Here is a 26,856-nt window from a genome sequence, read left to right as displayed (position 1 = left end):
AATTTAAACATAAAAACTCATCCTTTAGTATTGTTTACTGTTTTTTTTACACCACCCTGAATTGGTGATAATTCCCCCACTCTACAGAATGTTTTTTGAGCGTTCAAAGGGGGTTACATACTATAAATCAAGGTTATTCTAAAAATTTAAACACTCTTTTACGAATTCTAATTAGATCATAACGAATTCTAAAACCACCACCTTTAGGAAGTATTAGGGTCTTACATTTACATTAAATAGCTAACCTCAAAATACGCTGTTATGAAAAATGTAGCCATAATCATTATTCTATTTCAAAGTTTTCAGTATCTGTATGCCCAAAATACATTTACGAAAAGCGACAAGTATTTAGTTACCACTGAAATCACAGATCAGGAGGGACAAGAATACCCTTCTTACATTGTTAATTTGGTAAGTGCAAAAGATAGCTCCGAAAAAATATCTACACTTACTATTGACGACACAGAACTTTTTGAGGACATCTTTATCACTACCTTAGAGAATCCTGGTTTAGAAGGAATCTCTGAGGTAATTAAGATGGAAATTGAATATTTAGCATGTTGTGCACATGTAGAATCCTATTATTTTATGATTGGAGAAGATAACAACATAATCGAATTACCAGAAATCAATAATGTGTATTGTGAAAATTCAGATACTGATTCCCAGTATATATTTCCTACTCAGGAATATGGAATCATAGGAAATATTTTACAAACACAGACTTTTTATAAAAACACATCAGATGTAAGGTATGTAAACCTTAAACAAAGCTATGCATGGAATGATGGGATCGTTGACGATCCTACCACAACTGCTATAACAGGGTATTAAAACACCTTAACAACAAACTCAATCTGATAAACAAAAAGGGGGAAACTTTTGTTTATTATACCGACAATCCTATTTAAGGTATTGTCGGTTTTGTTTGTTATTAAGGTTAAGGGTTTAGTTATCTACAACTAAAAATCAGTTTGATTATATTTGTTCTTAACCTCATTAATCTTTTATGAATTTAAACCGCCAAATTTATATTTTCTCTTTCTTGCTATGTTGCACCATTTACTCAATAAATGCGCAAAACAATAGACTTTGGGCTTTTACTCTTGAAGATGGTTTACCACAATCTCAGGTATACGATATGGTTCAAGATGAAATGGGTTACTTATGGTTAGGAACACAAGGAGGAGGCTTGTGTCGATTTAATGGTGAAGAATTCAAAATCTGGAATGAAAGTGATGGATTACAGTCAAATTATATTCATGCTCTTAATTTTGTAAACGATAGTTTGTTTATCGGAACAAAAAGAGGGCTTTCTATAAAAACAAAAAATAAATTCATAAACCTTGAAGGTCCTCGGATTAATAAAATATATCGTTTTGAAAATAAAACTTACTTAGCCACTAATGTCGGTATATATCAGTACACAAAAGAACTTGGTTTAAGTAAGGTTAAATTAAATCCTAAAATCAATACCAGTATTATTAATGATATTGCTTTTGATGGCAAATTGTTTTGGGTAGCCACAAGTAAAGGGTTATGGAAATTAAATGCAATTAAGAAAAGTGCCAGTATCAAAGAAAGACATAGTGCTCACCATTTTACCGCAGCCGTTTTTTATAGAAATAAAATTTTTGCAGCTGCCCGTGAAGAAGGTATTCTTGTTTTAAATACCAATGCAAGATCTTATGGGAACAAGTGGCTTTCGCAACCTTTGAGAGTAAATAATATTTCTATTCATAATTTAAATGAACTTTGGTTTTCAACAGATAATGAAGGTATAACAATTATCGACGGGGACACTCGGTTACATAAGAAAAAAATTAACCGAAAGAATGGTTTAACGGTTTCGCACGTAAGAAAAAGTATCGTAGATCAGCAATCAAATATTTGGATCGCTACTTCTGGAGGTGGTTTTTATAAATATTTTCAGAATAACTTTATGCACTATGACCAGAATACTGGGCTAAAAGGTAATCGAGTATATGCAATACACACTGCTAGAGATGGCATATGGGCTTCAAATTCTGAAACTGGACTTATTAAAATAGATTCGACAGGAATACATCATATCCCTCAGGATGATCGTTTAGCCGAAGTAAAAATAAGAACAATAACCAGTGATAATTCTGGAAATATCTGGGCAGGTACTGAAGGTAAAGGCATACTTTTTAAACAACGTAAGCAAATTGATACCATTATTGTTGACAGTACTATTATAAAAAGACAAAAAAAAGATTCTATTATTCTAAAATTTGATACTATTCCTAAAACAGTATATACAAATCATATTTTAGATAGTGATGATGGACTTCCTTCAGACTGGATTAGAACAATATTAGTTGACAAAAGTCTTATTTGGGCTGCGTCGTATTCTAGCGGTATTATTCGTTTTAAATATGATCCAGCACGAAAGCGACTCTTATCATCAAAAAAATTTAATCGCAAAAGCGGAATAAAAGATTTGCAAATTAGACATATGACTAAAGGTCCCAAAGGTAAAATTTGGTACGCAACTCAAAATGGTCATTTGGGATATATAAAAAATAATAGAGTAAAACATCTTGGAAATATTTTAAATCAAAAAACTGCTATAAGTACAATACTGTTTCATGACGATAAAATCTTTATTGGAACCGCAGGAAGAGGAATTTGGTGGTCTGACCTAGATAAAATAGTAATAAAAAAACTAAAAGGAAGAAAAAAACCATATTCGGATAATATTTACCAAATGATCTTTGACGACCAGGGTAATTTATGGGCAGGTAGCGAACGAGGTGTCGATAAAATTGAGCTTAATCAATTTAATGATATTGTTGACATATATCATTACGGAAGAAATGATGGCTTTCTAGGCATTGAAACTCACCTTAATGCAGTTACCAAAGATCAGGAGGGAAATTTATGGTTTGGTGCTATTTACGGGTTAACAGAATATAAACCTACTGTCACTACTAAAACCACCATAAAACCTAAACTATTCTTTGAAGATGTAGAAGTTGCTTACAGAAGCGTTGATTCTATCAATCTTAATTCATGGGCAAATAGCGACCATGTTTTGCGATTAAAACCAAATCAAACAGAACTATCCTTTAGTTATAAAACTATAGATCTAGATCACCCTAATGATATCCAATATCGTTTTAGACTTAATAACTCCGAATGGAGTCCTTGGTCATCAGAAAGCAAACAAAATCTTGCTGGTTTAGCGTATGGATCGCATTATTTTTCTGCGCAATCTAGAAATTATAGATGGGAAGAAAGTGATCTAACTACATTTCGTTTCTTTATAGATAGCCCTATATACGAAAAAGCATGGTTTCAATTAGCCGTACTTGCAGCTATACTATTACTTGTAGGTGGTTATGCTTTATCTTATATTCGTAGGGTAAAACAAAAAAATAAAGTAGAGCAAGAACGCTTACAAATGCAAAATCATTTGTTGTCACTAGAACAGAAGGCTTTAAGACTACAAATGAATCCTCACTTTATTTTTAATGTTTTAAACGGAATAAAAGCTATGGGGACTAGCAATCCTCTTAAGATGAATAATACCATTAATACCTTTGCTACTTTATTAAGAGAAACTTTATATAATTCAAGAAAAGATTATATTACTTTGGATCAAGAAATACAAACACTTAAACATTATATAGAAATCGAAAAGTTAATGGCTAGCAAACCCTTTACCTATGAGATTTCTATTGACACAGATTTTGATCCAGAAGAAATTCTGATTCCTCCAATGTTAATTCAGCCTTTTGTAGAAAATGCTGTAAGACATGGTATTTTAAAAGGAAGTAGAGATGGCGAATTAAAAGTCCTCTTTCACACTACAGAAGATTTCTTACATTGTACTGTAAAAGATAACGGACAAGGGATTTTTCAATCACAAAAGGCCAAAACGAATACAGATCATCAATCAATGGCATTGACAGTTACTCGTGAAAGACTAGAATCTATTTCAGGAGAAGATTCTTTACAAATAGAAGAGATTATGAATAATGGCAAAACTGTTGCCGGCACCCAAATTGCATTTAAAATTCCTTTAGAAACCGACTATTAGAAAAAACTATGCTTACAGCAATCATTGTAGAAGACATGCCCGATGCACTTCAACTTTTAAAAAGTGACTTACAGGCTAACCATCCAGAAATAAAAATCGTTGATACCGCGCAGAGCGTTGTTGAAGCAGCAAAATCTTTACGTAATACAGAACCTGATATTCTTTTTTTAGATATTATGTTAGGTGACGGAACTGGTTTTGATGTATTAGAAATATTTCCAGAACTAAAATCAAAAATTATTTTTGTTACCGCTAGTGATGAGTATGCAATCCGAGCTTTTAAATTTGCCGCTATAGACTATGTTTTAAAACCATATTCTAATGAAGAATTAGCGCAAGCTATTGCTAAAGCAAAAAAACAAATACAACCAAACAAAGAACGCTTAAACATTTTAAAAGATACTTTATCTGCTCCAGAGCAAAAACCTGATAAAATATCACTTCATACACTAGATAAAATTATTATTGTGAGTCTTGATGATATCATTAGGTGTGAATCAGATAGTAATAATACTATCTTTTATCTTCAGGATGGACAAAAAATATTTGTAACAAAAACATTAAAGTACTTTGCAGATATGCTCAAAAACTATCAGTTTTTAAGAGTTCATCAAAGTCATTTAGTCAATTTACAATGCATTAGTGCTTTTATCAAAACCGATGGAGGGTATCTTATGTTAAAAAACGGAGAAAACATACCTGTATCTGTAAGAAAGAAAAATGAAGTAATGGAGATTTTAGACCAACTTCATAGGTAATACAATAAGACAATTAGAAAAAGAGGAACAGAGAAATCAATACCGCTTTAGTTTAAACTTAACACTAAGTATTTGGTTTTATAGTTCCAAAATAACAATAAACTTTTTCTAAATTTAACATTGTATGATTCTATTTTGCCTTTATTTCATAACTCCATAAAAAACCATCATTCAATTTCCATATAAACTTCTGCCGTCCATTTAACATCCTTTACATCAGTATGAGGATTATTGTGATAAACCTCTATAATAGTTTTCAGAGGTTTAATTTGTTTATCTAAAGTATATTGACATAAAGCATACCATGCCCTATCTATATAACTATAGTTACCTTGAAAGGTAGCTTTCAAAGATTTTTTAGCGACTACTTTTTTATATTTTATCTCACTATGTACAGGAAAATCATCAAGTTTTTCAATAGGGAAACAGAAATTAAAATTCAATTCTCCTGTATTTTTATTCCAGTCTAATATTTCGATAAATGGGTTTGATTTTAGTGCTAAATTATGGCTTTTTAAAAAAGTATTAATATAAGTGCTGTTATTAATCATATTGACTGCCTTTGCATTTTGGTTACAAGAAATATTCACGTATGCCACAAAGGATTCAGGACTTTTTTGTTCGCCATCTATTACAACTTTAAACTGATCCAAATGCGATAATAAGGTCGCATTAAAACCTGTAAATTCCTGATGGATTAATGTTTGGATGGGTGAAATACCAAGTAATTTTTTAATACGAGTTCGTATAGGTTTGTCCAAATCATTTACTCCTATAAAGACTTTGGTGATGGAATCATTGATTTTGTGCATTTTCCAATCAAATTCTAATTTATAAGATTCAAAATCATAGGTATGGATTAAATTTTCGAATGGTTTCTTTTTACTAAATACAGTTTTTGTATTCCCTTTATTAAGACTAGCGTTCCATCCCAGAACATTATGATAAACAGTACCTGGCGATGTTTCTGCCTGTATAACAACCTCAAAGTCATATGTTTTTATGAATAAGTACCAAGCAAAAAATACTAGTAACGAAATAAGGCATCCAAATGCTATTCTTTTTATATGCATCATAATGTTATTTTGTTTTTAGGGATTCATTTTTCATTGCCATATTCAATTCATAAATTTCTACAGGAGCATTATGTACCATGACCAAAATATATATTTTTGCACCCATCTCAATTGACATCAATCATAGTGACTCCTGTATTCCAATGAGAGTTTCCTCCTATACCTGAATTATCCGTTATGTCTTCAAACTGGAAACCTTCTTTATTTAAATATAGTTTATTCTGAACTTGATTACCTGTAAAAAAAAGATCGGGTAGGTCATCATTATTAATATCGCCAATAGCTATTCCGCCGCCATTATAATAGTAAAGGTAATCCAGAATAGTAAGTTTTTGAGTCGGCTGTAAGGTATTCTGGAACGATATATTACTTTTCTTACTAGGTACTAAATGAAATAATTTGTTCTGCTTTTGTTGACACCCTATACTGAGTATCACAATGACCACTACATACAACCATTTGGATAACATATTATTCATGTTGTTGTACCTCATATATTAATGGAATCTCATCGTTAATACCTATTATAAGGCGTGTATCTTTCTTTGGAGAATTGAATGTTTTTATGGAATTGATAACTCCATCGATAAAAAAACCAGAATCTGCATAGTTGACCCAATTAAAATTAGCTTTACCATCTCCTAACAAAACACCGCCAAAACTGGCATCTAATTGCGAAAATTGAGGTTTTAACGAATAATTATTACCTCCAAAAATGATATCAAGGTTTCCATCATTATTAAGGTCTAATAATGCAATATCATTTATACATGAAAATTGTGCTTGCGGTGGTAACTTCTTTATCACAAAACTACTTTCTCCATTATTAATAGCAACCACACTCTCAGAAATGCCAACAGATTTTTTGATAGTTCTCTCTATCTTTTTTGCAGGAAACAGTTCGTGTATTGTCTTTTTTGCGTAAGCTGCAAATCTTAGATTTTTCTTTTTTAAAATGGGTACTTGATTTGTCAGTTCTCTTTTTAAATGTACAGGTACATCTTCTCCGTTCACTGATGTTGTAAAAATCTGTTCAATAGCTCCATTGTTATCAAAATCATTAATATACATTTTTAGGACATTGGTACTATCCGGTTTATATATAGAATTCGTACCACTATTTCCTAAAACGATATCGATATCCCCATCATTATCAATATCTTTGGTTGCACAAGTTTTCCACCATCCCGTCAATGCAGTTAGATTAGTGCGTAATCGTGTTAATTTTGCATCTTTTGTTAGATAGATATGGACTCCACCCCAATCCTCTGTTACGACAAGGTCTTTTATACCATCTGTATTCATATCGGCCCAAGTAGCATCGGTAATCATCCCTAATTGTTTTAGATCAACGGCCTTCTCTTTTAATTGGTTTGTGAAATTTCCTTTTCCATCATTTTCCAATAAAAAATGAGAAGGATTCATTCCATAAACTCCAGGAACACTTCTGCTTCCTACAAACACATCTATATCACCGTCTGAATCATAATCATAAGGCGCTATTATCGAAGTATTATAAAAATTACTGGGGATTTTAAGGGTACTTTTTGTAAAATCTCCTTTACCATTATTAAGGTATAATCTCAAATCAAAATTACTTTTCATACCGTCAATTTGATTGCCTCCAGAACCAACAAGAAGATCTACATGACCATCTCCATTGGCATCCAGAAAAGCAGCAGCAGTATCTTCAAAATCAGAATCTTTAGAGAGGTCTATAGGTCTTTTTTTAAGAAACCCTTTTTCTTTTTGCAAATATATTTGTCCGGATTGGCCTTTGGAACCCCCAATAAAAAAATCTTCGACTCCATCATTATCTACATCACTAACACTAATAACTGGACCTTCTTTTGAAAGCATTTTATAGATCAACCCTTCATAATTAAAATCAATATAATGGTTCTCTTCATGTTTTAGTAAGCTTGCATTTTTCACTTCTGTCAGAAAGATATTATTTTCATTAATTAATTTATTTGATGATGTAATTCCTGCTTCTTTTTGATCGAGAGTTACTAGTTGATTGGTAACTATATTTTTCATGACCTGTCTGCTGTTATCGGGCCATGTGATTATTAATGAATCTATTTTTTTATATTGTCCAGTACCAATCGTCATTACATAATCCACAGAAGATTGAAAACCTCTAGAAGGTTGCACTTGTTGATGTATAATTTCATCTTGTATATACATGTTGACAATACTTCCTATACCAAAGGTATTTCTATCTTTTCCTAATAACTTTAACCGAATATGAGTATTTGTTGTTTGATGATTCGTTTCATTTCTATACACGAATACAGGTTGGTTCACGTTATTTACGACCAAGTCAAGATCACCATCATTGTCTAAATCTCCGTATGAGGAACCATTAGAGAAGCTATTTTCCTCAAAACCCCATGGCTTTACAACATTCGAAAAGGTTAAATCCTTATTATTTTTGAATGCGAAATTAGGAATTGGCGTACTCGGCATTCTTTTAACAATAGTATCCATGCCTATTTTTTTACCTGTTCGTATCATTTTTTTTAGAATATCATCTGCAAAAAAATCCATGAAATCTTGATTTGTAAGATCATGAGAAATACCATTAGATACAAAAACATCTTTGAATCCATCATTATCCATATCAAATAAAACTGCACCCCAACTCCAATCCGTCATTGCTATTCCTGAATAGAATGCTATTTCAGAAAAACTTTGATTTCCATTATTAAGCTGCAAGGTGTTTTGCATGTATTGTTTATGGAAATTTTTACGCTGTTTAAGTTCGAATATATCATATCCCTCAAATTCTGTAGTTTCTTTAAGGCGTTGATTTGCCTCTGGCAGCATATCTGTAACAAAAATATCAGGATGCCCATCATTATTAATATCAGCTAAATCGGTTCCCATCGAGGATAAACTAATATGAGGAGTCCAGGCTTTTATTTCTTCAGAAAATGTTCCGTTTTTGTTATTTATATAGAGATAATCTTGCTCATAAAAATCATTAGAAACATAAATATCGGGCCATAAGTCATTATTAATATCCCCTATAGTAATTCCTAATCCAAAACCTATAAGACTGCCATAAATACCAGCACTTTCGCTTACATCTACAAATAAATCATTATCATTACGCAGTAATTTATCTCCTCCTCCTTTTAGTATGTCTTTTACATTCCAATCCTTACTTCTAAGCTCTCTCTTATTAGAATAACTCAAACTGTTTACAGGAACAAAACTGTTATTTAATAGATACACATCTAAATCACCATCTTTATCATAATCAACAAAGGCAGCATGAGTAGTAAACCCGGTATCGGCTAGATTATAAGCCTCTGCTTTTTCGGTAAAAGTGAGGTCTTTATTATTAATATAGAGCTCGTTTTTCTGGTTATCACCATCGACGTTACCTGCATTACAAATATAGATATCCAACCATCCATCGGCGTTAATATCTACCATAACAACTCCTGTAGACCATGTATTTTTGCCAGACATTCCAGAGGACTCAGTAATATCTTTAAACTCAAAACCCTTTTGATTTAAGTATATTTTGTTACTACCTTGGTTTGCTGTTAGTACAATATCTGAAAAACCATCATTATTGATATCTCCTATAGCAACTCCGCCTCCATTATAGAAATTCCGGTAATTAAATATATTTAAATCTTGTGTATTTGTAATTGAATTTTCAAATGAGATATTTGTTTTTTCTGAAGATAGCTTAGTAAAAAGAGGAGGGGCTTTAAACTTCTGAAAATTCTTATCTACATCGCAAGATGCACTACTAATTAGTAGTAATATTAATACCGTAAGTCTATTTTTAAAAACCAAATTTTTAAATCTTAAGTTATAGTAACATATCATATATGATATGCCTGATCTTATTTTCAAAGATCAGACATATCGTTAAATTAATATCCTGGATTTTGATTTAAACTTGGGTTTGCGAGTAACGCCGTTGGCGGTATTGGGTATAAAACTCTTTCAGAAGTAGTTGCTGGTTTTTCTTGCCATGCATCTAAAAACTTACCAAACCTGATTAGGTCATTTCTTCTCCAACCTTCCCAATACAATTCTCTTCCTCTTTCTTGCAATAGATTATCAGCAGTTACTGCTGTAAAAGGTGAAGGAGTTTCAAACCTTACGGATCTCACATCATTAATGATCGTTAAAGCAGTCTGCCCCATTGGATCAGTTCCACCTCTAAAAAGTGCTTCTGCTTTATTCATTAGTACATCTCCATATCTCAATAACACCATACTGTTGTTTGGGTTATCTGCATTATCAATCCCCCCTGTGAAATCAGGAATATATTTTAACACTCTAATTCCTTCTACTTCTCCATTTACTTTAAGAGTAACTTCTCTTGTAAAATTAACAGGAGTCACCCCATCTCGTGCAAACACCATATTTCCTTCGTCATCAAACTGTTGACCAATTAAAAACCCTGCACTCACCCCTGAACTATTTGTATAAGGGTTTGTAGCGCTATTATAGGGGCCTCCTAAACGACTATCACCTTCTTCAAAGGTGTCATAAAAATCTGAAAGTGTAGCATAACCACTCCATCCATTAGGTTTTTGATTCCAATGTAAAGAACAATTCCATTTTGCTTTAAATTGAGGTATTTGCGATCCCGGCACAGAAAAAATCAACTCAGTACTTTGTACATCATTTAGTTCGGCAAACGTATTAAAATAACCCTCTACACCAGGTGATAATGAATATACCCCTGAATTTATGATATCATTAGCGTAGGTTACTACTTGATTCATATCCTCTGAACCAAACGTAAATGTTCCCGAACTTCTATCATCTGCCTCATACACTGCTTTATTAAGGTAAAGTTTACATAATAAAGCTCTTGCCGTATTCTTATTTGCCAAATTTGGATTGGAAGTGTCTGGCAAATCTGATAATGCAGATTCTAAGTCATCGATAAGAAACTGAACAGACTCAGCTCCATCACGAACCAACGGATCTACTTCTAAACCTTCTGTAGCCCCCCTAAATGTTGTAATCCCCCAAAAATCTAAAATATGAAACATATAATATGCTCTTACCACCTTGGCTTCTGCTATTATTTGTGATGTTGCACCATTACCCTCGATTGCCTGTGTAGCTCTAAAAACCCCTTCATGCAAATCGCTCCATACAGTTCTAATAAATAAGTGATCAGGAGCCCAAGAGTGTAAATGCATTTGTTGAAAAACTCCGTTATCAAACCAGTCTCCTCCTCTGGTTGGTCCCATGAGTACATCAGAAGAATGTTCTGACAATCCAAAAATTGTACGCTCATTAGCAAACTCTCTAAGTTGACCATAAGCAGATGCTAACAAATCACTAGATTCTCCTACTCCTTCGGGTTCTATACCACCAAGGTTCTCAAACTCTAAATCGGTACAAGATGCTACCAAAAGAAAGCCTATAAAACCTATCATTAATTTTAATTTATTTTTTATTTTCATTTCTGTGAATTTTAATAATTATTTTTCAAGACACCTATTCTAAAACTAACTCTGATGTCCTAATTAAAAAGAAACTGAAAGTCCAACCACCAAATTACGAGCTCTTGGATATGCAGAATAATCAATCCCAAAAGAAGGTACGCCATTGATATTTTTGTCAACATTTACTTCTGGATCTTGACCAGAATAGCCTGTAATAGTAAATAGATTTTGACCTGTTGCACTTATTCTTAAGCTCTGGACAAACTTAATTTTATCTGTATTGAATGTATAGCCGATAGATAAGTTTTGCAACCTTATGAATGATCCATCCTCTAAAAACCGAGTAGAAACCCCATTACCATTGGTGTCAGCCTCGTTTGTACCTATCACATCTTGTGTTACATTATGACCACCCACAAGTGCTGATCTATAAAATTGTGCATTGGCATTATTGTTATAAATGTATGCTCCAACAGAACCGGAGAAAAATACATTCATATCAAAATTTTTATATGTTATATCATTAGAAAAACCAAAAGTATAATCTGGCAGAGGTGATTTACCTATTAATTTTGCCTCACTTTCTATACTAAAACCATTTTCATCAAAACCACCAAACTCAGGTATAAAATATGCGTATAATGGTTGACCTTGAGTAATAACCTGTGCAAATGCTCCAGTTAAGCCAGGACCACTAATAGCACCCGTTTGTATAGTTCTATCTATTTTAGTTACTTCATTTTTATTGAAACCAACATTGAAAGAAGATGTCCAATTTGTCTTTTCTGTATCGATAATAGATACTTCTACGCCCATTTCAAAACCTTGATTAACTACCTCTGCATCCAGATTATCAAAAAAGAAAGGTGCAGGTGCAGGAACGGCACTATCTAATTGAAGTAATAAATCTGTAGTTGTTTTTTTATACACATCAAATGAGCCTCTTACTCTACTATTCATAAATGCAAAATCAATACCAGCGTTTAATTGAGTCGTGGTTTCCCATTTTAAATTCGGATTAGAAAATCTCGGAGCGGATAAATTATTATTACTATCATATCTTTGTATAGTAAGGGCTGCTCCTCCTGGAAATTCCTGATTACCTGTAATACCATATCCTACTCTAAGTTTTAAATCATCGATTGAATCAGGAATAAAGTCTTCATCAGATATTCGCCAGGCAAAGGCTACCGATGGGAAATAACCATATCGATTGTTTTCTCCAAATTTACTTGAGCCATCAGCTCGCAAAGTACCTGTAAAGATATACTTATCGTCAAACGAATAAGTCAACCTTCCAAAGAAAGATTGAAGTTCATCTTTAGATGCAAAACTTCCTGCTTCTCCAGCCCTACCGATAGCGGTGGTAGCAGATTCTAAATTATTTAGCATCACATTAATATCTGTTGTTTGAAAGTTTTCTACTGTGAATACTGAAGTTCTTAACGCAAAATCTTGAAACGAATACCCTACTAAAGCGTTTAGTCTACTTTTTTCGCTTATTTCTTTTGTATAGTTAAGGGTATGTTCTGCGAGTAGATTAGATTGAAAAACATCGGCAACAGTTACGATACCCCCTCTTGAAGAGATTGCGGCAATAAGATTACTTGAGATTGCACTTTTACGCTCAGAACTAGAACGATCAATAGCAAAATTAAACTTATAACTAAAATTATCATTAAATCGATAGTTAGCAGAGATATTACCTAAAAGTCTAAACGTATCCGTTTTGTCACTAGAAAATGCCAAAATAGCTGCAGGGTTAAGTTCAGAAACTCCTGGTTGATTAAAACTGCCATCAGGGTTAAAAATTGGTTGTGTTGGATTTGCCCTATTTGCCGCACCTAATAAATCACCTGGCACACCAGCATCATTAGAAATTTGTGGATTATCATCAAGAATATTTGTGCCGGCTACAAAAGCATTTATCTTTAATCTATCATCAAACAATTTATACGTAGTATTAATAGTACCGGAATACACTTTGGTACCACTTCCTCTTACAATACCTTCTTGATCTTGTACTCCAAAAGACAAAGCATACACCGAAGAACCATCCTCATTACCACCACCATAACTAAAATGATGATTGTTAGAATACGCTGATCTATATACTACATCTTGCCAATCTGTATTTCCTCCTAAATCGGTGCCTCCTTCTGCTACAAATTCCTGAGCTGATAGTAATGGCAATCTATTTGTAATAGTACTTACAGCTACCGAAGTGTTATAAACTAACGAACTTTTACCTGACTTACCATTTTTTGTTGTAATTAAAATCACACCATTTGCTCCTCTGGACCCATAAATTGCTGTTGCAGAAGCATCTTTTAGAATATCGATACTTGTGATATCGTTTGGGTTAAGAAAACTAAGAGGGTTCTTAGGAGTAGTATTACCATTACCAGCATCATTACCTCCAACATTAGCACCTGATGGGGCTATTGGCGAACCACTTAAAGGAACTCCATTAAGCACATATAAAGGCCCATTACCACTTCTAACAGAGGATGTTCCTCTTATTCTTACATTTACATTTCCTCCTGGTTCTCCACCATCTGTAGAAATTTGAACACCCGCAGTTTTGCCTTGAATCAATTGCTCTGGAGATGAAATTTGTCCTCTATTGAAAACTTCTGATTTTATAGTGGATACTGCACCAGTAACATCTCTTTTTCTGGAAGAGCCATATCCCACAAGAACAATTTCATCTAATCCTGCTGCATCCTCTTTTAAAACTATGTTTAAGGTAGTTTGATCATTAACTACTACTTCTTGAGTGGTAAAACCAAGAAAAGAGATGACTAAGGTTGGTGTATCTCCTTTTAAGGTAATAGAAAAATTACCATCAAAATCTGTTTGCACCCCATTGTCGGTATCTTTCTCAAGAATATTAGCCCCCGGTAAAGGCTGTCCTTTGTCATCAGAGACAATACCACTTACTTCTATTTGTTGATCTTCATCATTATTTATTTCTGATCTATCCCCAGAATTCTCTGTTGTTGTAACTTTACGTAGTAGAATTTTGCGATTATCAATTTCATAAAGAGTATTTGTGTTATCAAAAAGAATACTCAATACGTTTTTAATATTCGCATTTTTTACATTTATTGAAACCTTGCGACTTAGGTCAACCGCATTTGTCTTAAAAATAAATTTGAATTCTGAATTCGCTTCTATTTCATCAATAACCCGAGAAACACTTGTATCATCAAGATTCAAAGTCATTTTTGCTTTTTGAGAATATGAAGTATTTGCCTGCAGTGCAACTATTGAAATCAGAATAAAAAGAAGGGATAATTTCATTTTTAAATCTAGTTTAAACTTCCACTTGGCATTATCTGCCCTGGAATTTCTGAGTTTTTTCATACTTTTGTGTGTTTAATTGTAATTAGTTATTTTTAATTAATTGCTACAACTCATCGGGGAATGTTGCCGCATTTCCCGATTTTTTTAATTCATATAAGACCTTAGCATTTAATAATTGTAGGTGTGTTTGGTGATCTTAATTAATTAGAATTTTATTATTTATAATTTCAAATTCTATGTCAAAAAATTTATTAAAATAATTCAAAACTTCTTCAATTGTTTCATTATCGACTTCGATACTTGCATTAAAATTTTCGTTTGCAAGTTCTTCATTGTTAATAATAATGGAAACATTATATACCCGTTCTAATTTTTTTGCAATTTCCCTGAAAGGGGCATTTCTAAAAACAACATTGCCTGTCATCCAAGATGTATACAGAGATGTATTAACTTTTGATGTAGAAATAGAATTTTCTTTTTTGTTAAAAACTCCGTTAAAACCAGGTTTTAGAATAACCGATTTTTCCTTGTTTCCTTTATATGATTGCTTATCCAATTCTACAGAACCTTCTACGAGCACCACTTCTATCTGAGAATCTTCTTTGTACGTAGATACATTAAATTTTGTGCCCAATACTTCTACATTAAGTTCTTGAGCATCTATAATAAAAGGGTGTAATTTGTCTTCTGCAACGTCAAAAAAGGCTTCACCGTTTAAAAACACCTGTCTATTTTGCCCTTTAATAAACTGAACTGGATATTTTATGGAACTACCAGAATTTAAGAATATACTTGTTCCATCTGATAATACAATATCAAATCTCTTTCCGTACGGCACCGTTAAGGTATTATATGTAAGTTTTTCTGTATGTGTGACATCATTATAAACTAATTTACCTCTGTTCTGAGATCCTACCAAATTTCCTTTAGCATCTACAACTGTCGAGGTACCATCTTCAGAAATCACTTGAATATTACCATTCTCAAGCTCTAGTGTAATAAGTTCTACCTTAGGCTCTACAACTATATTATTTGTACTCTTAGTAAAAAAATCATTTTGAAAATAATAACCTATTCCTATAAAAATAATCGCTACGGCAGCATACTTGAGCATCGATCTATACTTAATGCGATAAAGAAAATTCTTTTCCTTCTGTATTTCATTAAGTAGTTGTTCTCTTATTTTACTTGAATCTGGATCATTCATAGCAACTATTATTGCGAAATGTGTTTTTACAAAATCTCTAAAAATCAACTCATTTTCTGGATCTTGGATCCAAATATCTAGTTTATCTAACTCTTCTGAGTTAGCTGATTTGTTAAGAAACTTAATAAGAATAATATCTATTTCTGGAGTATCCATTCAAATTCATTTAATTAATAGTAATACAAGACCGATTGTCACAACCCTAATATTTTATTAATTTTTTTTTTACATTCGTAATGTTTTTAACAAGAAATTATGAATTCATCAAGCTATAAAAAAGACTTTAGTGATAATGCGATTTTAGTAGATAGCCTAAAAAAAGGGGAAGAAAAAGCCTATATATTCTTGTTAGATACTTACCATAGAAAACTGTATGCCTATGCATTAACATTAATAGATGATCCTGTTATAGCCGAAGATATTGTTCAAAATGTTTTTTTAAATACTTGGCAATACCGAAAAAAACTTAACGCTAAATACGTAATCAAGAGTTTTTTGTATAAATCTGTATATAATCAATTTATAAACACATACACTAAAAATAAGGCCACTATGCTTTTGCAAATGAAATATTATGAAGTTATGTATGAGGAAGTTGAAAAAACAGATGAGAAATCACTCGAAAGAATAATAACTTTAGTTTCTAAAGAAATAGAAAAGCTACCTCCAAAATGCAAAGAGGTATTTTCATTAAGTAAAAAAGAAGGATTAACAAATGCAGAAATTTCGGAATACCTTAATATTTCTATTAAAACGGTAGAAGCTCAAATAACCAAAGCCTTTACAACGCTAAGAAAAAAATTAGGGAATAAAATAAAGGTATCACTGTTCTTATTATTTTCTTTCAAATAATTTCAATTAATAGCCAGTAAAAGATAAAAAAAGGACCACTTTCCCATAAGTGGTCCATTAAAATGATTAGTACTAACCTATTATAGTACAGCAATCACAAATTGTATTCCTAATTGATAATTCTTAATCGATAAACGGATTACTCCATTTGGTATCGGTATATACATTTGTACCAGATAATGTTTTTATAAATGCTTCTAAAGCTTCGATATCCTCAGCACTTAAATTAAGGTTTTGGCCGTTCCCTGCTGGTCCACCTTTTAGACGATTATCGAGATTTGCGTTTCCTGTAGCATCAATATCATTATAATGTTCTAATACAGCCGTAAGAGAAGTTAGACTTGCATCATGCATTAATGCTCCATTAAGAACACCTTGGTCATTAAATATATCTCTAAGTGTAGGTGCTCTGGTAATTGTTATATCTATAGCGGTGGCATTACCAAAAACACCGATAACGCCATTATTTAAACTGTTTGGATCAATATCAAATTCTGGTGCTGCATGACAAGTAATGCAGCCTGCACCATTTTGATTTGGTGGTCTAAAAAATAAATCTTTTCCTGTATTTTCAAGATCAGTGAAATTAGGAAACTGTTGATTATCGTTTTGAACAGTAGCTCTACCCGAATCATATTTAGAATCAAAAGATTGTATACTTCTTATGAACTGAGCTAAACTTTCTTGTAATCTTGTTTCTGTAATTGTAGTATTACCATATACAGACTGAAATAATTCTTGATAATAATTTAAACCTTCTAGTTTTGTTAAAAGGTCTTGCAATGTTGGAGCTCCATTTTCGCCGCTAAATCCCATCTCTGCATGATCTTGAATAGGCTGGGTAGTTTGTTCTTCTAATGTATTAGCGCGTTCATCCCAAAAAAAACGTGATTCTCGTGCAAATCTAGCATTAATCAATCGCATACTATGTCTACCTGTAACACCATTCACACCTGTGCTTACATCGTTTTGATCACTAAAAGCAAAAGCTTGTTGATGACAACTAGCACAAGCTATTGTATTATCTGTAGATAAATTTTTATCATAAAAAAGTACACGTCCTAAAGTTGCTTTTGCATCTGTAATATCATTCTCTAAAGTGTTATCCTGCGTAATATAGTTAGGAATGCCTTGATCTGCATAATTTAATAAATTATCTAAATCTATATTTTGACCAAAAATATCTTGCAATACCGATACATCAGTAGACGTTCCAGGGTTTTCGTTAGAAACATCAGTATAATCATCTCCAGAACAGGAAGTTATTATCACAGATATTGTTAAAAATAAAATTCTTTTTAAGTTCATCGTAAGGGATTAGATTTGGGTTTCTAAAGTCTTATTACGAACAAATATAATTTAAGATTTCTTTAACATCTAATTTTTATGTTAAAAATATTTAATTATTTTATACAACTCTTTGTTAACTAGATGAATAAAAGGAATACCAGTAATTTATAAAGGGTATTTATGCACTTAACCATTTAATGGTTTTGATTTTTTAACGATAAAATAGGTATTTAAACGTATAACAAACACTTAAAAAAGATAGGTTTTAAAGCCTATTATAGCGTATTTTAACATTTTACTTGGAATAAGAAACTATTTCTTTTTCTTAGAAGAAATTTTAAAATCTCTTCGTGCTTTGATTTTATTATACAAAACTACAATCACTACAACTAAACCGAGAACTAATAAACCTCCTCGACCCGTTAGATATTCAAACATTTCCATTGTTATTTTTTCGAACAAATATATCTAATTTCTAAAAAAAAGAACTCTCCATTAGGAACATCTACTAAACTGCTTCCCACATTTTATCTGCATTTAACCTAAAACTTCCTAGATGATCAAAATTACATTCGTTAGGCGAGATTATTGATAAAAAGGGACGTTCTTCTCGATTTTTATACAGATGGTAAATTTCACCAACTACTGGTTCAAAATTAAACTTAGCATTATATACTAAATTGTTATACTCATATGTAGCTATTAAGTCATCATATTGAGCTTTTAACTCATCATATTTTGCCTTTACTTGTTTATTAACTTTATATATATTCGAGTTTTTCCATGCTACGGTATCTGGAGTTGTAATAACGGGTGCACCAGTGTCTGTTGCATATGGTTTTAGCGCTGCATCATATCGTCCTTCTTTTTCATTATATACTACCTGATCTGGTTTTTTCTTTTTCATCGTTTTGAGATTTTATTATGCGTAATTTGTCGCTGCATTGTACATTTAAAACGTCCTTCTTCAAAAATACGTTTCTTTAAATGTTTTGTTTTTCTTCCTTGTACTCTTTTTCTCCACATTTTAAAACTTGAAGGTTTCATCTCTCGACGCATCAAATTAATAACTTCTTGCTCTTTTAAACCAAATTGAAACAAAATAGCATCAAAAGGGGTTCTATCTTCCCAGGCCATTTCTATAATTCGATCAATATTTCGTATTGATAATTTTTCTTTCATTTTATTCTAATTTTTTACGATTTGGAAGCGTATGTGTTTTTAAAATTCGATAACTTTCTTTTTTAACAAGCGCATCATCTTTCATCTTCCAAAGTGCATCGCTTGCTTTTTTACGTGTGACTTGCATATCAACTATAGGAAAAGGATAATCCTCTCCAAGAACGACATTATTAAATTTTTGATCTAGTGTTGTCATTTTATAAGGCTCGTGTATAAATGGCACTGGAACATTTTGTAATTCTGGAACCCATTTCTTTATAAATACACCTTCTGGATCATGAAGCATACTATTCTTAATTGGGTTATAAATTCTAAGCATATTTATACCCGTTTCTCCTGCTTGCATTTGTAATTGCGGAAAATGTATCCCTGGTTCAAAATCTAAAAATAGACTTGATAAATATGCACTAGCAGCTTGCCAAGGTTGCCAAAGGTTATGCGTAAAAAAAGAAACTACCATAGCGCGCATTCTAAAATTAATATATCCTGTTTCTTTCAGGCAACGCATACAGGCGTCTACCAATGGGTATCCAGTTTTTCCGTCTTTCCAGGCATCTTGATATCCCAAAGAAATTTTCTTTTTAAGAATATGATAGCCTTTATTAATACTTTCAAATTCCATAATCTCTTCCATTTCGAATTTTTGCACGAAATGTACTTGCCAATTTAATCTAGAGGTAAAAGCGTCTATTTGCTTTTTATTATCTGAGTTTGCCCTAAATGCTATAGCATATTGCCACACTTGTCTAACAGATAAATTCCCCCATGCCAAATATGGAGATAATCGACTACAGCCTTTCCTTGCTAATTCTGGTTTTGAAATATGAAAACTATAATTTTTATACCTTCCTTGATAGAAAAAAGAATGTAAATACTTTTCTGCTATTATACTACCTCCTTCTTGAAAATTTGTATTCTTTTCTGTTTCTAAAGACTCTAAAGTAAAAACCTTCTCAACCTCAGAAATGGTCGTCAATGAAATAAAGTCGTTACTATCCGGATTAAATTTAAATTGAGTTCCATTCATATAAGACTCACAATCTTCTCGCCATGAATCTCTATTTTTTAATCCTCTAAATATCCCATTATTGCTATTTTCTTTCCATGAGATCAAATTATTTTTACAAAAGACTTTAAATGCTCTATCTCTATCATATGTGATTTTAATCCCGGTTTCTTGATGAGAAAAAACAGTATCGATTTTCCAAAATTGTTGTAATGTACTAAACGTCTTTATTACTTCTGATGATACTGCTAGTACTTTTGTATTAAATATTGCAAGTTGCTTATTAATATCGTTTAGTGATTGTTTTATAAAATTCCAATGTCGCTCACTATAATGATCGTCCTCTTTAAGAGAGTTTTCAAAGACATATACTAAAAGCACTGGGTTTTTAGATTGTAAAGCATTAAAAACAGCTTCATTATCATGAAGCCTAAGGTCTCTTTTTAACCAAACAATATTGATATGTTCTTTAGGATTAATATGCATCAGGATTTGATATTATTGCGCTTGCTCTATTTTTCAGTGCGGTTAACTTGTCTTTATCCATTTTATTAAGTAAACTCATCATCATTTTCATACGCTGATTATTTTTAAAATGATCTCGTTTATCATCTAAAAAATTCCAATACAATGCGTTAAAAGGACACGCATCGTCTTCGACTTTTTTGGTGACATTATAGCTACAACTTTTACAGTAATTACTCATTTTATTAATATAACTACCACTAGACACATAGGGTTTGGTCGCTACAATACCACCATCTGCAAACTGGCTCATACCTCTGGTATTTGTGATCTCTACCCATTCAATTGCATCTATATAGATCCCTAAATACCACTGATCAACTGCAGATGGATCTGTTTGGGTAAGTAATGCATAATTACCCGTTATCATTAATCTCTGTATATGATGAGCATAAGCATTATCCAAGCTTTGTTTGATAGCATGACTAAGACAATTCATTTTTGTATCTCCGGTCCAATAAAAATTAGGTAATGCATTATAGTTTTCTAAAAGGTTGAGATTTTGATATTCAGGCATTTTCATCCAATAAATACCACGCATGTATTCTCGCCATCCTAAAATTTGCCTTACAAATCCCTCTACCTGAGATATATCGATAGCATTTTGATGTACTCTCCAATACTCAACCACAGTATTAATAACCTCTGTTGGATGTAACATTTTACTATTCATTGCAAAGGATAACCGACTATGAAATAGAAATTTTTCATCTGGATGCATCGCATCCTGATAGTCTCCGAAATAAACCAATAAATTTTCACAAAAGTAATGTAACAGATTAAGGCAATCTTCTCTACAAATTGGCCAATCAAAGTTTTTAGGATCAATAGTACCTATCGTGGCCACGTCATTACTTTTAATATACTCTAAAACAGTTTCAACATTTTTATGAAATCTTTTTTCTTGTGGAATGATGGGTTTTCCTGTCCATTTTTTTCGATTACTTTGGTCAAAATTCCATTTTCCACCTTCTGGTTCAGTTTTACTTAGCATCATAATGTCATATCGTTTGCGCATATAGCGATAGAAATATTCCATCATGAATTGCTTTTTTCCTTTAAAGAAAACTTCAAGATCTGTTCTAGAAGTTAAAAAATGTTCGGTATCGTACACTTTAGATTTTATAGTAAGAGTAGTACAGAATCCTTTTAATTGTTCATCCAAACGATACTCATCTGGGAGTTGATATTCAAATTTGGTAACCTTTTTATCCTCTATTATTTTTTTAAGATTTAAAACTAAATCCTGTTGATTATCTTTATGATCCAAAGCATAGTACACAACATTTTTTCCTTGATCTTTTAAATGTTGCGCAAAATTTTGCATACTTATGAAGAATGCAACTACTTTTTGAATATGATGTTTAACATAGTCTGTTTCCTGACGCATCTCTGCCATAAAATAACATACATTAGTATCTGTTTCATCATACCATGAATGATTATAGTTTAACTGATCACCAAGAATAAGTCTTAATATCATAGTTTAAAATATTGTAGGTTGAAGCCATAGTTGTTGAAATTTTTGCTTAGGATCATATCGTTGCGCTTGGAGTCTATTATTAAATTTGCGATCTCTTGGATCATTACCAACTCCAGAAACATAAAGCCAATTACCATAGTTACTATGCACATCATAATCGATAAGCATAGCTTCAAAATAAGCTGCTCCAATTCTCCAGTCTAATTCTTGATTTTTCGCAAAAAAAGAAGCTACATTTTGTCGACCTCGATTACTCATCCACCCAGTGTATTTAAGCTCAATCATGTTTGCATTTACAAAAGGCTCATTCGTTTCTCCGTAGATCCATTTTTTTACTAATTCTTGATCTTTGTTCCATAGATATTCTTTGTTTTGAATCCCTGTTAACTTAAAGATAGCATTGCCATGTTTTAAAGAAATATATTTAAAGAAATCTCTCCAAATGAGTTCAAAAATCAACCAATATGTAGATTCATTGGCACCTATCTCTTGTTCATATCGTTTAATTTCAAAATATATAGTTCTTGGAGAGATACTACCATTTGCAAGCCAAGCAGAAAGTTTAGAACTGTAATTTTCACCCATTAATCCATTACGCGTTTTTTTGTAATATGATAGTTTTTTTGTTTCCCAAAAGTATTCTTGAATACGCTGAAGAGCTTGGGATTCTCCCCCAGTAAATGGAAAAGCTGATCTGGAATCTGTGGTAAATTCGTTAAAACCTAAAGATGCTAATGTTGGTATTATTGAATTATTTTCGATCTTATTTCCTAATGAAACTTTTGCGACAGTGCACTCTTTTCTCACTGGTACAAATTTTTCGCACTTCTTACGGAAATTAGTAAATACGTCTGGTATATCTTTAAGTTGGAAAGGAATATCATCGGGATGAAATAGAAATTGATCATAACTCTCTTTCCATTGCATAGCATATCGTTTGGTCCCTTTTTTTACAGCATTAGTAACTTTAACCTCTTCTTCTGTCCATTCTTTTTGCATATAGAGATTTGTAATATTTCTATCTTCTAAGAATTGAGGAAAAACATCTTCTGGGTATTGCTTATAAATAAACAAAGGGATATTTAGTTTTTCTAAATTATTCCGTAATTCGGTAATTGATTCTATCAAAAATTTCGCTCGATATTGTTCAGTTTTTTTAAAACCAAAAGAACTCACTTCAAAATGTCTTGGGTCAAAAAAATAAATACCTATGATGTTCTCATTTTCTGTTATTGCCGATAATAATGAAGCATTATCATTTACGCGCAAATCGTTTCTAAACCAAACTAATCCTGTACCACTCATCTACTTATTCTTATTTCTTCTACAACGTTCACTACAATAACGAACCTCATCCCATACTTTCTCCCATTTTTTACGCCAAGCAAAGGGCCTATTACAGACTACACATGTTTTAATTGGAAGGTTTGATTTTTTCATTAATCAATTTGTTTAACGAATTTACGAAATCATTAAACAAATAAAAAAATATAAAAGAGCTTTAACAGAATATATACACTATTTACATAGCTTCTAATTGAATAAAAGTGGTATAACTTCCTCAGGAGTAATTGCAAAAACCTGATCTTCTTTTTGCGGTTTAATTGTGTGCTTACCTGTAAAAGTTCCAAAGGCAGGTAATATTAATTGATCTTTCTTTTTAAAAAAGCAGGGAACTGTGAGCGTTTGCTTTCCCATCCCTTTTAATTGCACTCCAGGGTGTATATGTCCCGAGAAATTAAAAAAACCCGATCTACTTTCGGGATGATGTGTAAGAAGTACTTCATCTATTAACCATTCATTTGTAACATGAATATCTAATTCTTCAAACTTTAACGGAGAAATTATATCATGATTTCCTGCCACCAATACTACTTTTGCATCTATTTTGCCAATCCATTGCTCAAATAATATCCATTCTGTATTTAGATAACTATGAAACAAATCGCCTAAAAAACAGAGTGTTTTTGGGTTAAAATATTCTAGTACAGCATCTAATTGTATAAAATTATCATCAATTGCACCGTGCGGAACTGCACTGCCATGTTTTCTAAAGTGTGTAACTTTTCCTAGATGCACATCTGCAACTAATACCATATCTTTTTCTCGCCAATATATGACCCCACTAGGATGAAGTATAAATGTTTGATTATTTATATGTATTGTTTGGGTTTTCATAGTTGTTACTCTAAGAAAATCAAGATTTTTCTAATTGCGCTGTCATTTTTTTGATACGATCTGCTAACTTTTCTGATGAGAGTTTTTCTCGAAGTCGATCTGTAATAATCGGAAAAGAAAAAGGTGTCGGTTTTTTACAAGGTCTCCATGTTATATTTTGTGAATTTATACGCTCTAAAGCTAATTGCAATCTTCCTTCTTCTAATTGATGTTCAAATGTTTCTGTAAATGCTTGTTGAAATAATAGATTATCAGGTTCATAGTCTTTAAAAACATTAAAAAGTAATTGAGAACTAGATTGTAGGTGCTTACTCTTTATTAACTTATCAGGATAGCCTGTAAACACCAGTCCAGCAATAACGGCTATATCTCTAAATTTTCTTCTTGCCATTTCGGTTGCGTTTAAGCTTTTCTGTAAATCATTTTTTAAAAACCGGGTCGTAAACAAATCATTATCTAAAACCTGTTGTATATCTATTTCTTGATCAGATAGTAGTTCAAAACCATAATCATTATAGGCAATAGAAAATGTAATAGGATCTAGTAAGCTTATGCGATACGCTATTAAACTTGCCATAGCCTCATGAACAAATCTACCTTCAAAAGGATAAAAGATAGCGTGATATCCTTCTCTTGTTTTAAAGGTTTCTATCAAAAATTCATTAGACGAAGGGACAACACTTTCCCGTTCTTGTCTTTCAAAAATATGTGATAGCGCCTTAAGTTCTTTGGATTTCTTTACTGTTGTAGTCCCTGCTAAATAAAGTTCATCTCTTAACAGCTCACTCATTTCAGAAGAAAAACTCATGCGACCCCCCATCCAACTAGGAATTTTAGAGGTTTTTTGTTTAGATTTCTTAACTAAAACCTGCATATTTTTGATTCTAAAAAGAGCAAGGTTTCTACCTGCAAAAGTAAATACATCTCCTGGCTTTAATTTAGATACAAACCATTCTTCAATAGAACCTAAATAACCTCCTGTTACATATTTTACAGATAATACTGCATCGCTTACAATTGTACCTATTTGTAATCGATGCCGCATTGCAACTGCTCTACTATTTACTTTAAATCTGCCATCACTTTCGATTTCTACTTTTTTATATTCATCATACGTTTGTAGACTTTGACTTCCAAAAGTGATAAAATTTAAAATCCATCGAAATTGTTCTTTTGTAATGGATTGAAAACAGAATGTTCTTTTAATTTCTGGAAAAATCTGATCCGGATAAAACCCATTAGACACAGCAAGACTTATTAAATACTGCACCAATACATCAAAACTGTTTAAGTACGGTATTCTATCTTCTATACTTTGTTTTTTTACAGCTTTTTGTAATGCAGAAGCTTCAATTAATTCCATCGCATGTGTTGGCAGGAAATAAATCACACTTTGTTTTCCTGGTTGGTGACCACTGCGACCTGCACGTTGTAAAAATCGAGCTACACCCTTGGGTCCACCGATTTGAATTATCGTTTCTACCGGAGCAAAATCTACACCTAAATCAAGGCTAGAGGTACACACTACAGCTTTAAGTGTTCCTTCTCTAATAGCATGTTCGACCCAAAGACGAGTCTCCTTGTTTATACTTCCATGGTGCATTGCTATTTCTCCAGCAAGTTCAGGGTGTTTTTCTAATAATTTCTGAAACCAAATTTCACATTGTGCTCTGGTATTTGTAAATAACAATGTGGTTTTACTTTGTTCTATAATCGGAATTACTTCTTCTAACAAATGCAAACCCAAATGCCCTCTCCAGGGAAAAGTTTCCATTTGAGAAGGTATTATAGATTGCACTTTTATCTTTTTATTGATATTTGCCTTTATCAGTATCGAGTTTTTCCCTGCATTAGATTCATGACCAAGGAGAACCTCTTTAGCTTGTTCTAAATTTCCTATTGTCGCAGATATACCCCAAATTCTAAGTTCTGGAGCTATATTTTTAAGTCTCGACAGTCCAAGTTCCATTTGTACTCCTCGCTTACTTCCCAAAAGCTCATGCCATTCATCAATAATGACTGCAGTCAAATCCTTAAATGTCTTATCATACCCTTTAGACGCCAATAACAATTGTAAGCTTTCTGGAGTTGTAATTAACAAATCCGGCATAGATCTTTTTTGAGCCGCACGTTCTTTCTGTGAAGTATCACCTGTTCGAATACCAACAGTAAAAGGCACTCCTATTTCATTGACAAAACGTTCTGCGGCTTGTTTAATCTCTACAGAAAGTGCTCGAAGAGGAGTTATCCATAATGCTTTTACTCCTTTACGATGTTTCGTTTTATAATTTGGATTTTTCTTGATGTAATCCAAAACTATAGGAATCCATAGTGCATATGTTTTACCACTGCCCGTTGGAGCATTAAGCAGTCCATTTTTGCCTTGATAAAAAGCATTCCAGGTTTGCTTCTGAAAAGGAAATGGTTTCCAGGATCGTGCTGTAAACCACTCCTCGGCAATTTTATCAAGTTCTTTTTTATTCATA

19 protein-coding genes are annotated in these 26,856 nt (G+C 32.4%); 4 read left to right on the top strand and 15 right to left on the bottom strand.

Features of this window, described 5'->3' with window-relative positions:
* Positions 1 to 261 precede the first annotated feature (261 nt).
* The 3 genes from D1816_RS21185 (at position 262) to D1816_RS21175 (ending at position 4,824) form a co-directional block, all read left to right on the top strand.
* Positions 262 to 834 (top strand): hypothetical protein, encoded by a 573-nt coding sequence (locus D1816_RS21185; protein WP_066307989.1) that lies wholly within the window; start codon positions 262 to 264, stop codon positions 832 to 834.
* Positions 835 to 1,009: 175 nt separating this feature from the next.
* Positions 1,010 to 4,066 (top strand): two-component regulator propeller domain-containing protein, encoded by a 3,057-nt coding sequence (locus D1816_RS21180; protein ID WP_066307991.1) that lies wholly within the window; start codon positions 1,010 to 1,012, stop codon positions 4,064 to 4,066.
* An 8-nt stretch (positions 4,067 to 4,074) separates the two neighbouring features.
* Entirely contained in the window at positions 4,075 to 4,824 is a 750-nt protein-coding gene (locus tag D1816_RS21175; protein WP_066307993.1) for a LytTR family DNA-binding domain-containing protein, read from the top strand.
* A 167-nt stretch (positions 4,825 to 4,991) separates the two neighbouring features.
* Here the strand turns inward: D1816_RS21175 and D1816_RS21170 are convergent, their stop codons facing one another.
* The 6 genes from D1816_RS21170 to D1816_RS21145 form a co-directional block, all read right to left on the bottom strand.
* On the bottom strand, positions 4,992 to 5,900 hold the full coding sequence (locus D1816_RS21170) for a GyrI-like domain-containing protein (protein ID WP_118505526.1): 909 nt from the start codon (positions 5,898 to 5,900) through the stop codon (positions 4,992 to 4,994).
* Between the two features lie 107 nt (positions 5,901 to 6,007).
* The gene (locus D1816_RS21165) at positions 6,008 to 6,394 is read right to left on the bottom strand and encodes a VCBS repeat-containing protein (RefSeq protein ID WP_233565220.1); all 387 of its coding nucleotides are present in this window, start codon (positions 6,392 to 6,394) and stop codon (positions 6,008 to 6,010) included.
* On the bottom strand, positions 6,372 to 9,719 hold the full coding sequence (locus D1816_RS21160; protein ID WP_233565219.1) for a VCBS repeat-containing protein: 3,348 nt from the start codon (positions 9,717 to 9,719) through the stop codon (positions 6,372 to 6,374). The genes D1816_RS21165 and D1816_RS21160 overlap by 23 nt, the downstream gene beginning before the upstream one ends.
* Before the next feature lie 80 nt (positions 9,720 to 9,799).
* Entirely contained in the window at positions 9,800 to 11,356 is a 1,557-nt protein-coding gene (locus tag D1816_RS21155) for a RagB/SusD family nutrient uptake outer membrane protein (protein ID WP_118505522.1), read from the bottom strand.
* 63 nt (positions 11,357 to 11,419) lie between these two features.
* A complete protein-coding gene (locus D1816_RS21150) occupies positions 11,420 to 14,707 on the bottom strand; it encodes a SusC/RagA family TonB-linked outer membrane protein (RefSeq protein WP_118505519.1) in 3,288 nt (1,095 codons plus the stop codon).
* 136 nt (positions 14,708 to 14,843) lie between these two features.
* Positions 14,844 to 16,010, bottom strand: coding sequence for a FecR family protein (locus D1816_RS21145; protein WP_118505517.1), 1,167 nt, complete (start codon positions 16,008 to 16,010; stop codon positions 14,844 to 14,846).
* Positions 16,011 to 16,109: 99 nt separating this feature from the next.
* Between D1816_RS21145 and D1816_RS21140 the strand changes: the two genes are divergently transcribed.
* Complete coding sequence (locus D1816_RS21140; protein WP_066308013.1) at positions 16,110 to 16,706, top strand: RNA polymerase sigma factor; 597 nt, start codon at positions 16,110 to 16,112, stop codon at positions 16,704 to 16,706.
* 123 nt (positions 16,707 to 16,829) lie between these two features.
* On the opposite strand, the gene D1816_RS21135 is transcribed toward D1816_RS21140, so the two are convergent.
* The 9 genes from D1816_RS21135 to D1816_RS21095 form a co-directional block, all read right to left on the bottom strand.
* Complete coding sequence (locus D1816_RS21135; protein WP_118505515.1) at positions 16,830 to 18,014, bottom strand: cytochrome-c peroxidase; 1,185 nt, start codon at positions 18,012 to 18,014, stop codon at positions 16,830 to 16,832.
* Between the two features lie 490 nt (positions 18,015 to 18,504).
* Positions 18,505 to 18,903 (bottom strand): DUF2452 domain-containing protein, encoded by a 399-nt coding sequence (locus tag D1816_RS21130; protein ID WP_118505513.1) that lies wholly within the window; start codon positions 18,901 to 18,903, stop codon positions 18,505 to 18,507.
* The gene (locus D1816_RS21125) at positions 18,900 to 19,178 is read right to left on the bottom strand and encodes a TIGR03643 family protein (protein WP_066308021.1); all 279 of its coding nucleotides are present in this window, start codon (positions 19,176 to 19,178) and stop codon (positions 18,900 to 18,902) included. The genes D1816_RS21130 and D1816_RS21125 overlap by 4 nt, the downstream gene beginning before the upstream one ends.
* Position 19,179: 1 nt before the next feature.
* Positions 19,180 to 20,670 (bottom strand): cryptochrome/deoxyribodipyrimidine photo-lyase family protein, encoded by a 1,491-nt coding sequence (locus D1816_RS21120; protein ID WP_118505511.1) that lies wholly within the window; start codon positions 20,668 to 20,670, stop codon positions 19,180 to 19,182.
* On the bottom strand, positions 20,660 to 22,192 hold the full coding sequence (locus D1816_RS21115; RefSeq protein ID WP_118505509.1) for a cryptochrome/photolyase family protein: 1,533 nt from the start codon (positions 22,190 to 22,192) through the stop codon (positions 20,660 to 20,662). Before D1816_RS21115 ends, D1816_RS21120 begins: the two co-directional genes overlap by 11 nt.
* A gap of 3 nt (positions 22,193 to 22,195) precedes the next feature.
* Positions 22,196 to 23,497, bottom strand: a complete 1,302-nt coding sequence (locus D1816_RS21110; RefSeq protein WP_118505507.1) for a DASH family cryptochrome — start codon at positions 23,495 to 23,497, stop codon at positions 22,196 to 22,198.
* Positions 23,498 to 23,632 (bottom strand): DUF2256 domain-containing protein, encoded by a 135-nt coding sequence (locus D1816_RS21105; protein ID WP_118505505.1) that lies wholly within the window; start codon positions 23,630 to 23,632, stop codon positions 23,498 to 23,500.
* A gap of 93 nt (positions 23,633 to 23,725) precedes the next feature.
* On the bottom strand, positions 23,726 to 24,370 hold the full coding sequence (pdeM, locus tag D1816_RS21100) for a ligase-associated DNA damage response endonuclease PdeM (RefSeq protein ID WP_118505503.1): 645 nt from the start codon (positions 24,368 to 24,370) through the stop codon (positions 23,726 to 23,728).
* Between the two features lie 19 nt (positions 24,371 to 24,389).
* Positions 24,390 to 26,855 (bottom strand): ligase-associated DNA damage response DEXH box helicase, encoded by a 2,466-nt coding sequence (locus tag D1816_RS21095; RefSeq protein ID WP_066308036.1) that lies wholly within the window; start codon positions 26,853 to 26,855, stop codon positions 24,390 to 24,392.
* Position 26,856: the final 1 nt, after the last annotated feature.

This window comes from Aquimarina sp. AD10, assembly GCF_003443715.1.
Lineage (GTDB): Bacteria > Bacteroidota > Bacteroidia > Flavobacteriales > Flavobacteriaceae > Aquimarina > Aquimarina aggregata.
Note: the sequence above shows the minus strand (reverse complement) of the source record. Positions and strands in the feature narration are given on the sequence as shown.

Bases quoted from the DNA above. Each gene is read 5' to 3' on its own strand.
- pdeM (WP_118505503.1), bottom strand. From the start codon at position 24,370: ATGAAAACCCAAACAATACATATAAATAATCAAACATTTATACTTCAT.
- D1816_RS21170 (WP_118505526.1), bottom strand. From the start codon at position 5,900: ATGATGCATATAAAAAGAATAGCATTTGGATGCCTTATTTCGTTACTA.
- D1816_RS21135 (WP_118505515.1), bottom strand. From the start codon at position 18,014: ATGAACTTAAAAAGAATTTTATTTTTAACAATATCTGTGATAATAACT.
- D1816_RS21165 (WP_233565220.1), bottom strand. From the start codon at position 6,394: ATGAGGTACAACAACATGAATAATATGTTATCCAAATGGTTGTATGTA.
- D1816_RS21115 (WP_118505509.1), bottom strand. From the start codon at position 22,192: ATGATATTAAGACTTATTCTTGGTGATCAGTTAAACTATAATCATTCA.
- D1816_RS21105 (WP_118505505.1), bottom strand. From the start codon at position 23,632: ATGAAAAAATCAAACCTTCCAATTAAAACATGTGTAGTCTGTAATAGG.
- D1816_RS21095 (WP_066308036.1), bottom strand. From the start codon at position 26,855: ATGAATAAAAAAGAACTTGATAAAATTGCCGAGGAGTGGTTTACAGCA.
- D1816_RS21180 (WP_066307991.1), top strand. From the start codon at position 1,010: ATGAATTTAAACCGCCAAATTTATATTTTCTCTTTCTTGCTATGTTGC.
- D1816_RS21130 (WP_118505513.1), bottom strand. From the start codon at position 18,903: ATGAAAAAGAAAAAACCAGATCAGGTAGTATATAATGAAAAAGAAGGA.
- D1816_RS21185 (WP_066307989.1), top strand. From the start codon at position 262: ATGAAAAATGTAGCCATAATCATTATTCTATTTCAAAGTTTTCAGTAT.
- D1816_RS21120 (WP_118505511.1), bottom strand. From the start codon at position 20,670: ATGCATATTAATCCTAAAGAACATATCAATATTGTTTGGTTAAAAAGA.
- D1816_RS21145 (WP_118505517.1), bottom strand. From the start codon at position 16,010: ATGGATACTCCAGAAATAGATATTATTCTTATTAAGTTTCTTAACAAA.
- D1816_RS21125 (WP_066308021.1), bottom strand. From the start codon at position 19,178: ATGAAAGAAAAATTATCAATACGAAATATTGATCGAATTATAGAAATG.
- D1816_RS21155 (WP_118505522.1), bottom strand. From the start codon at position 11,356: ATGAAAATAAAAAATAAATTAAAATTAATGATAGGTTTTATAGGCTTT.
- D1816_RS21110 (WP_118505507.1), bottom strand. From the start codon at position 23,497: ATGAGTGGTACAGGATTAGTTTGGTTTAGAAACGATTTGCGCGTAAAT.
- D1816_RS21150 (WP_118505519.1), bottom strand. From the start codon at position 14,707: ATGAAAAAACTCAGAAATTCCAGGGCAGATAATGCCAAGTGGAAGTTT.
- D1816_RS21175 (WP_066307993.1), top strand. From the start codon at position 4,075: ATGCTTACAGCAATCATTGTAGAAGACATGCCCGATGCACTTCAACTT.
- D1816_RS21140 (WP_066308013.1), top strand. From the start codon at position 16,110: ATGAATTCATCAAGCTATAAAAAAGACTTTAGTGATAATGCGATTTTA.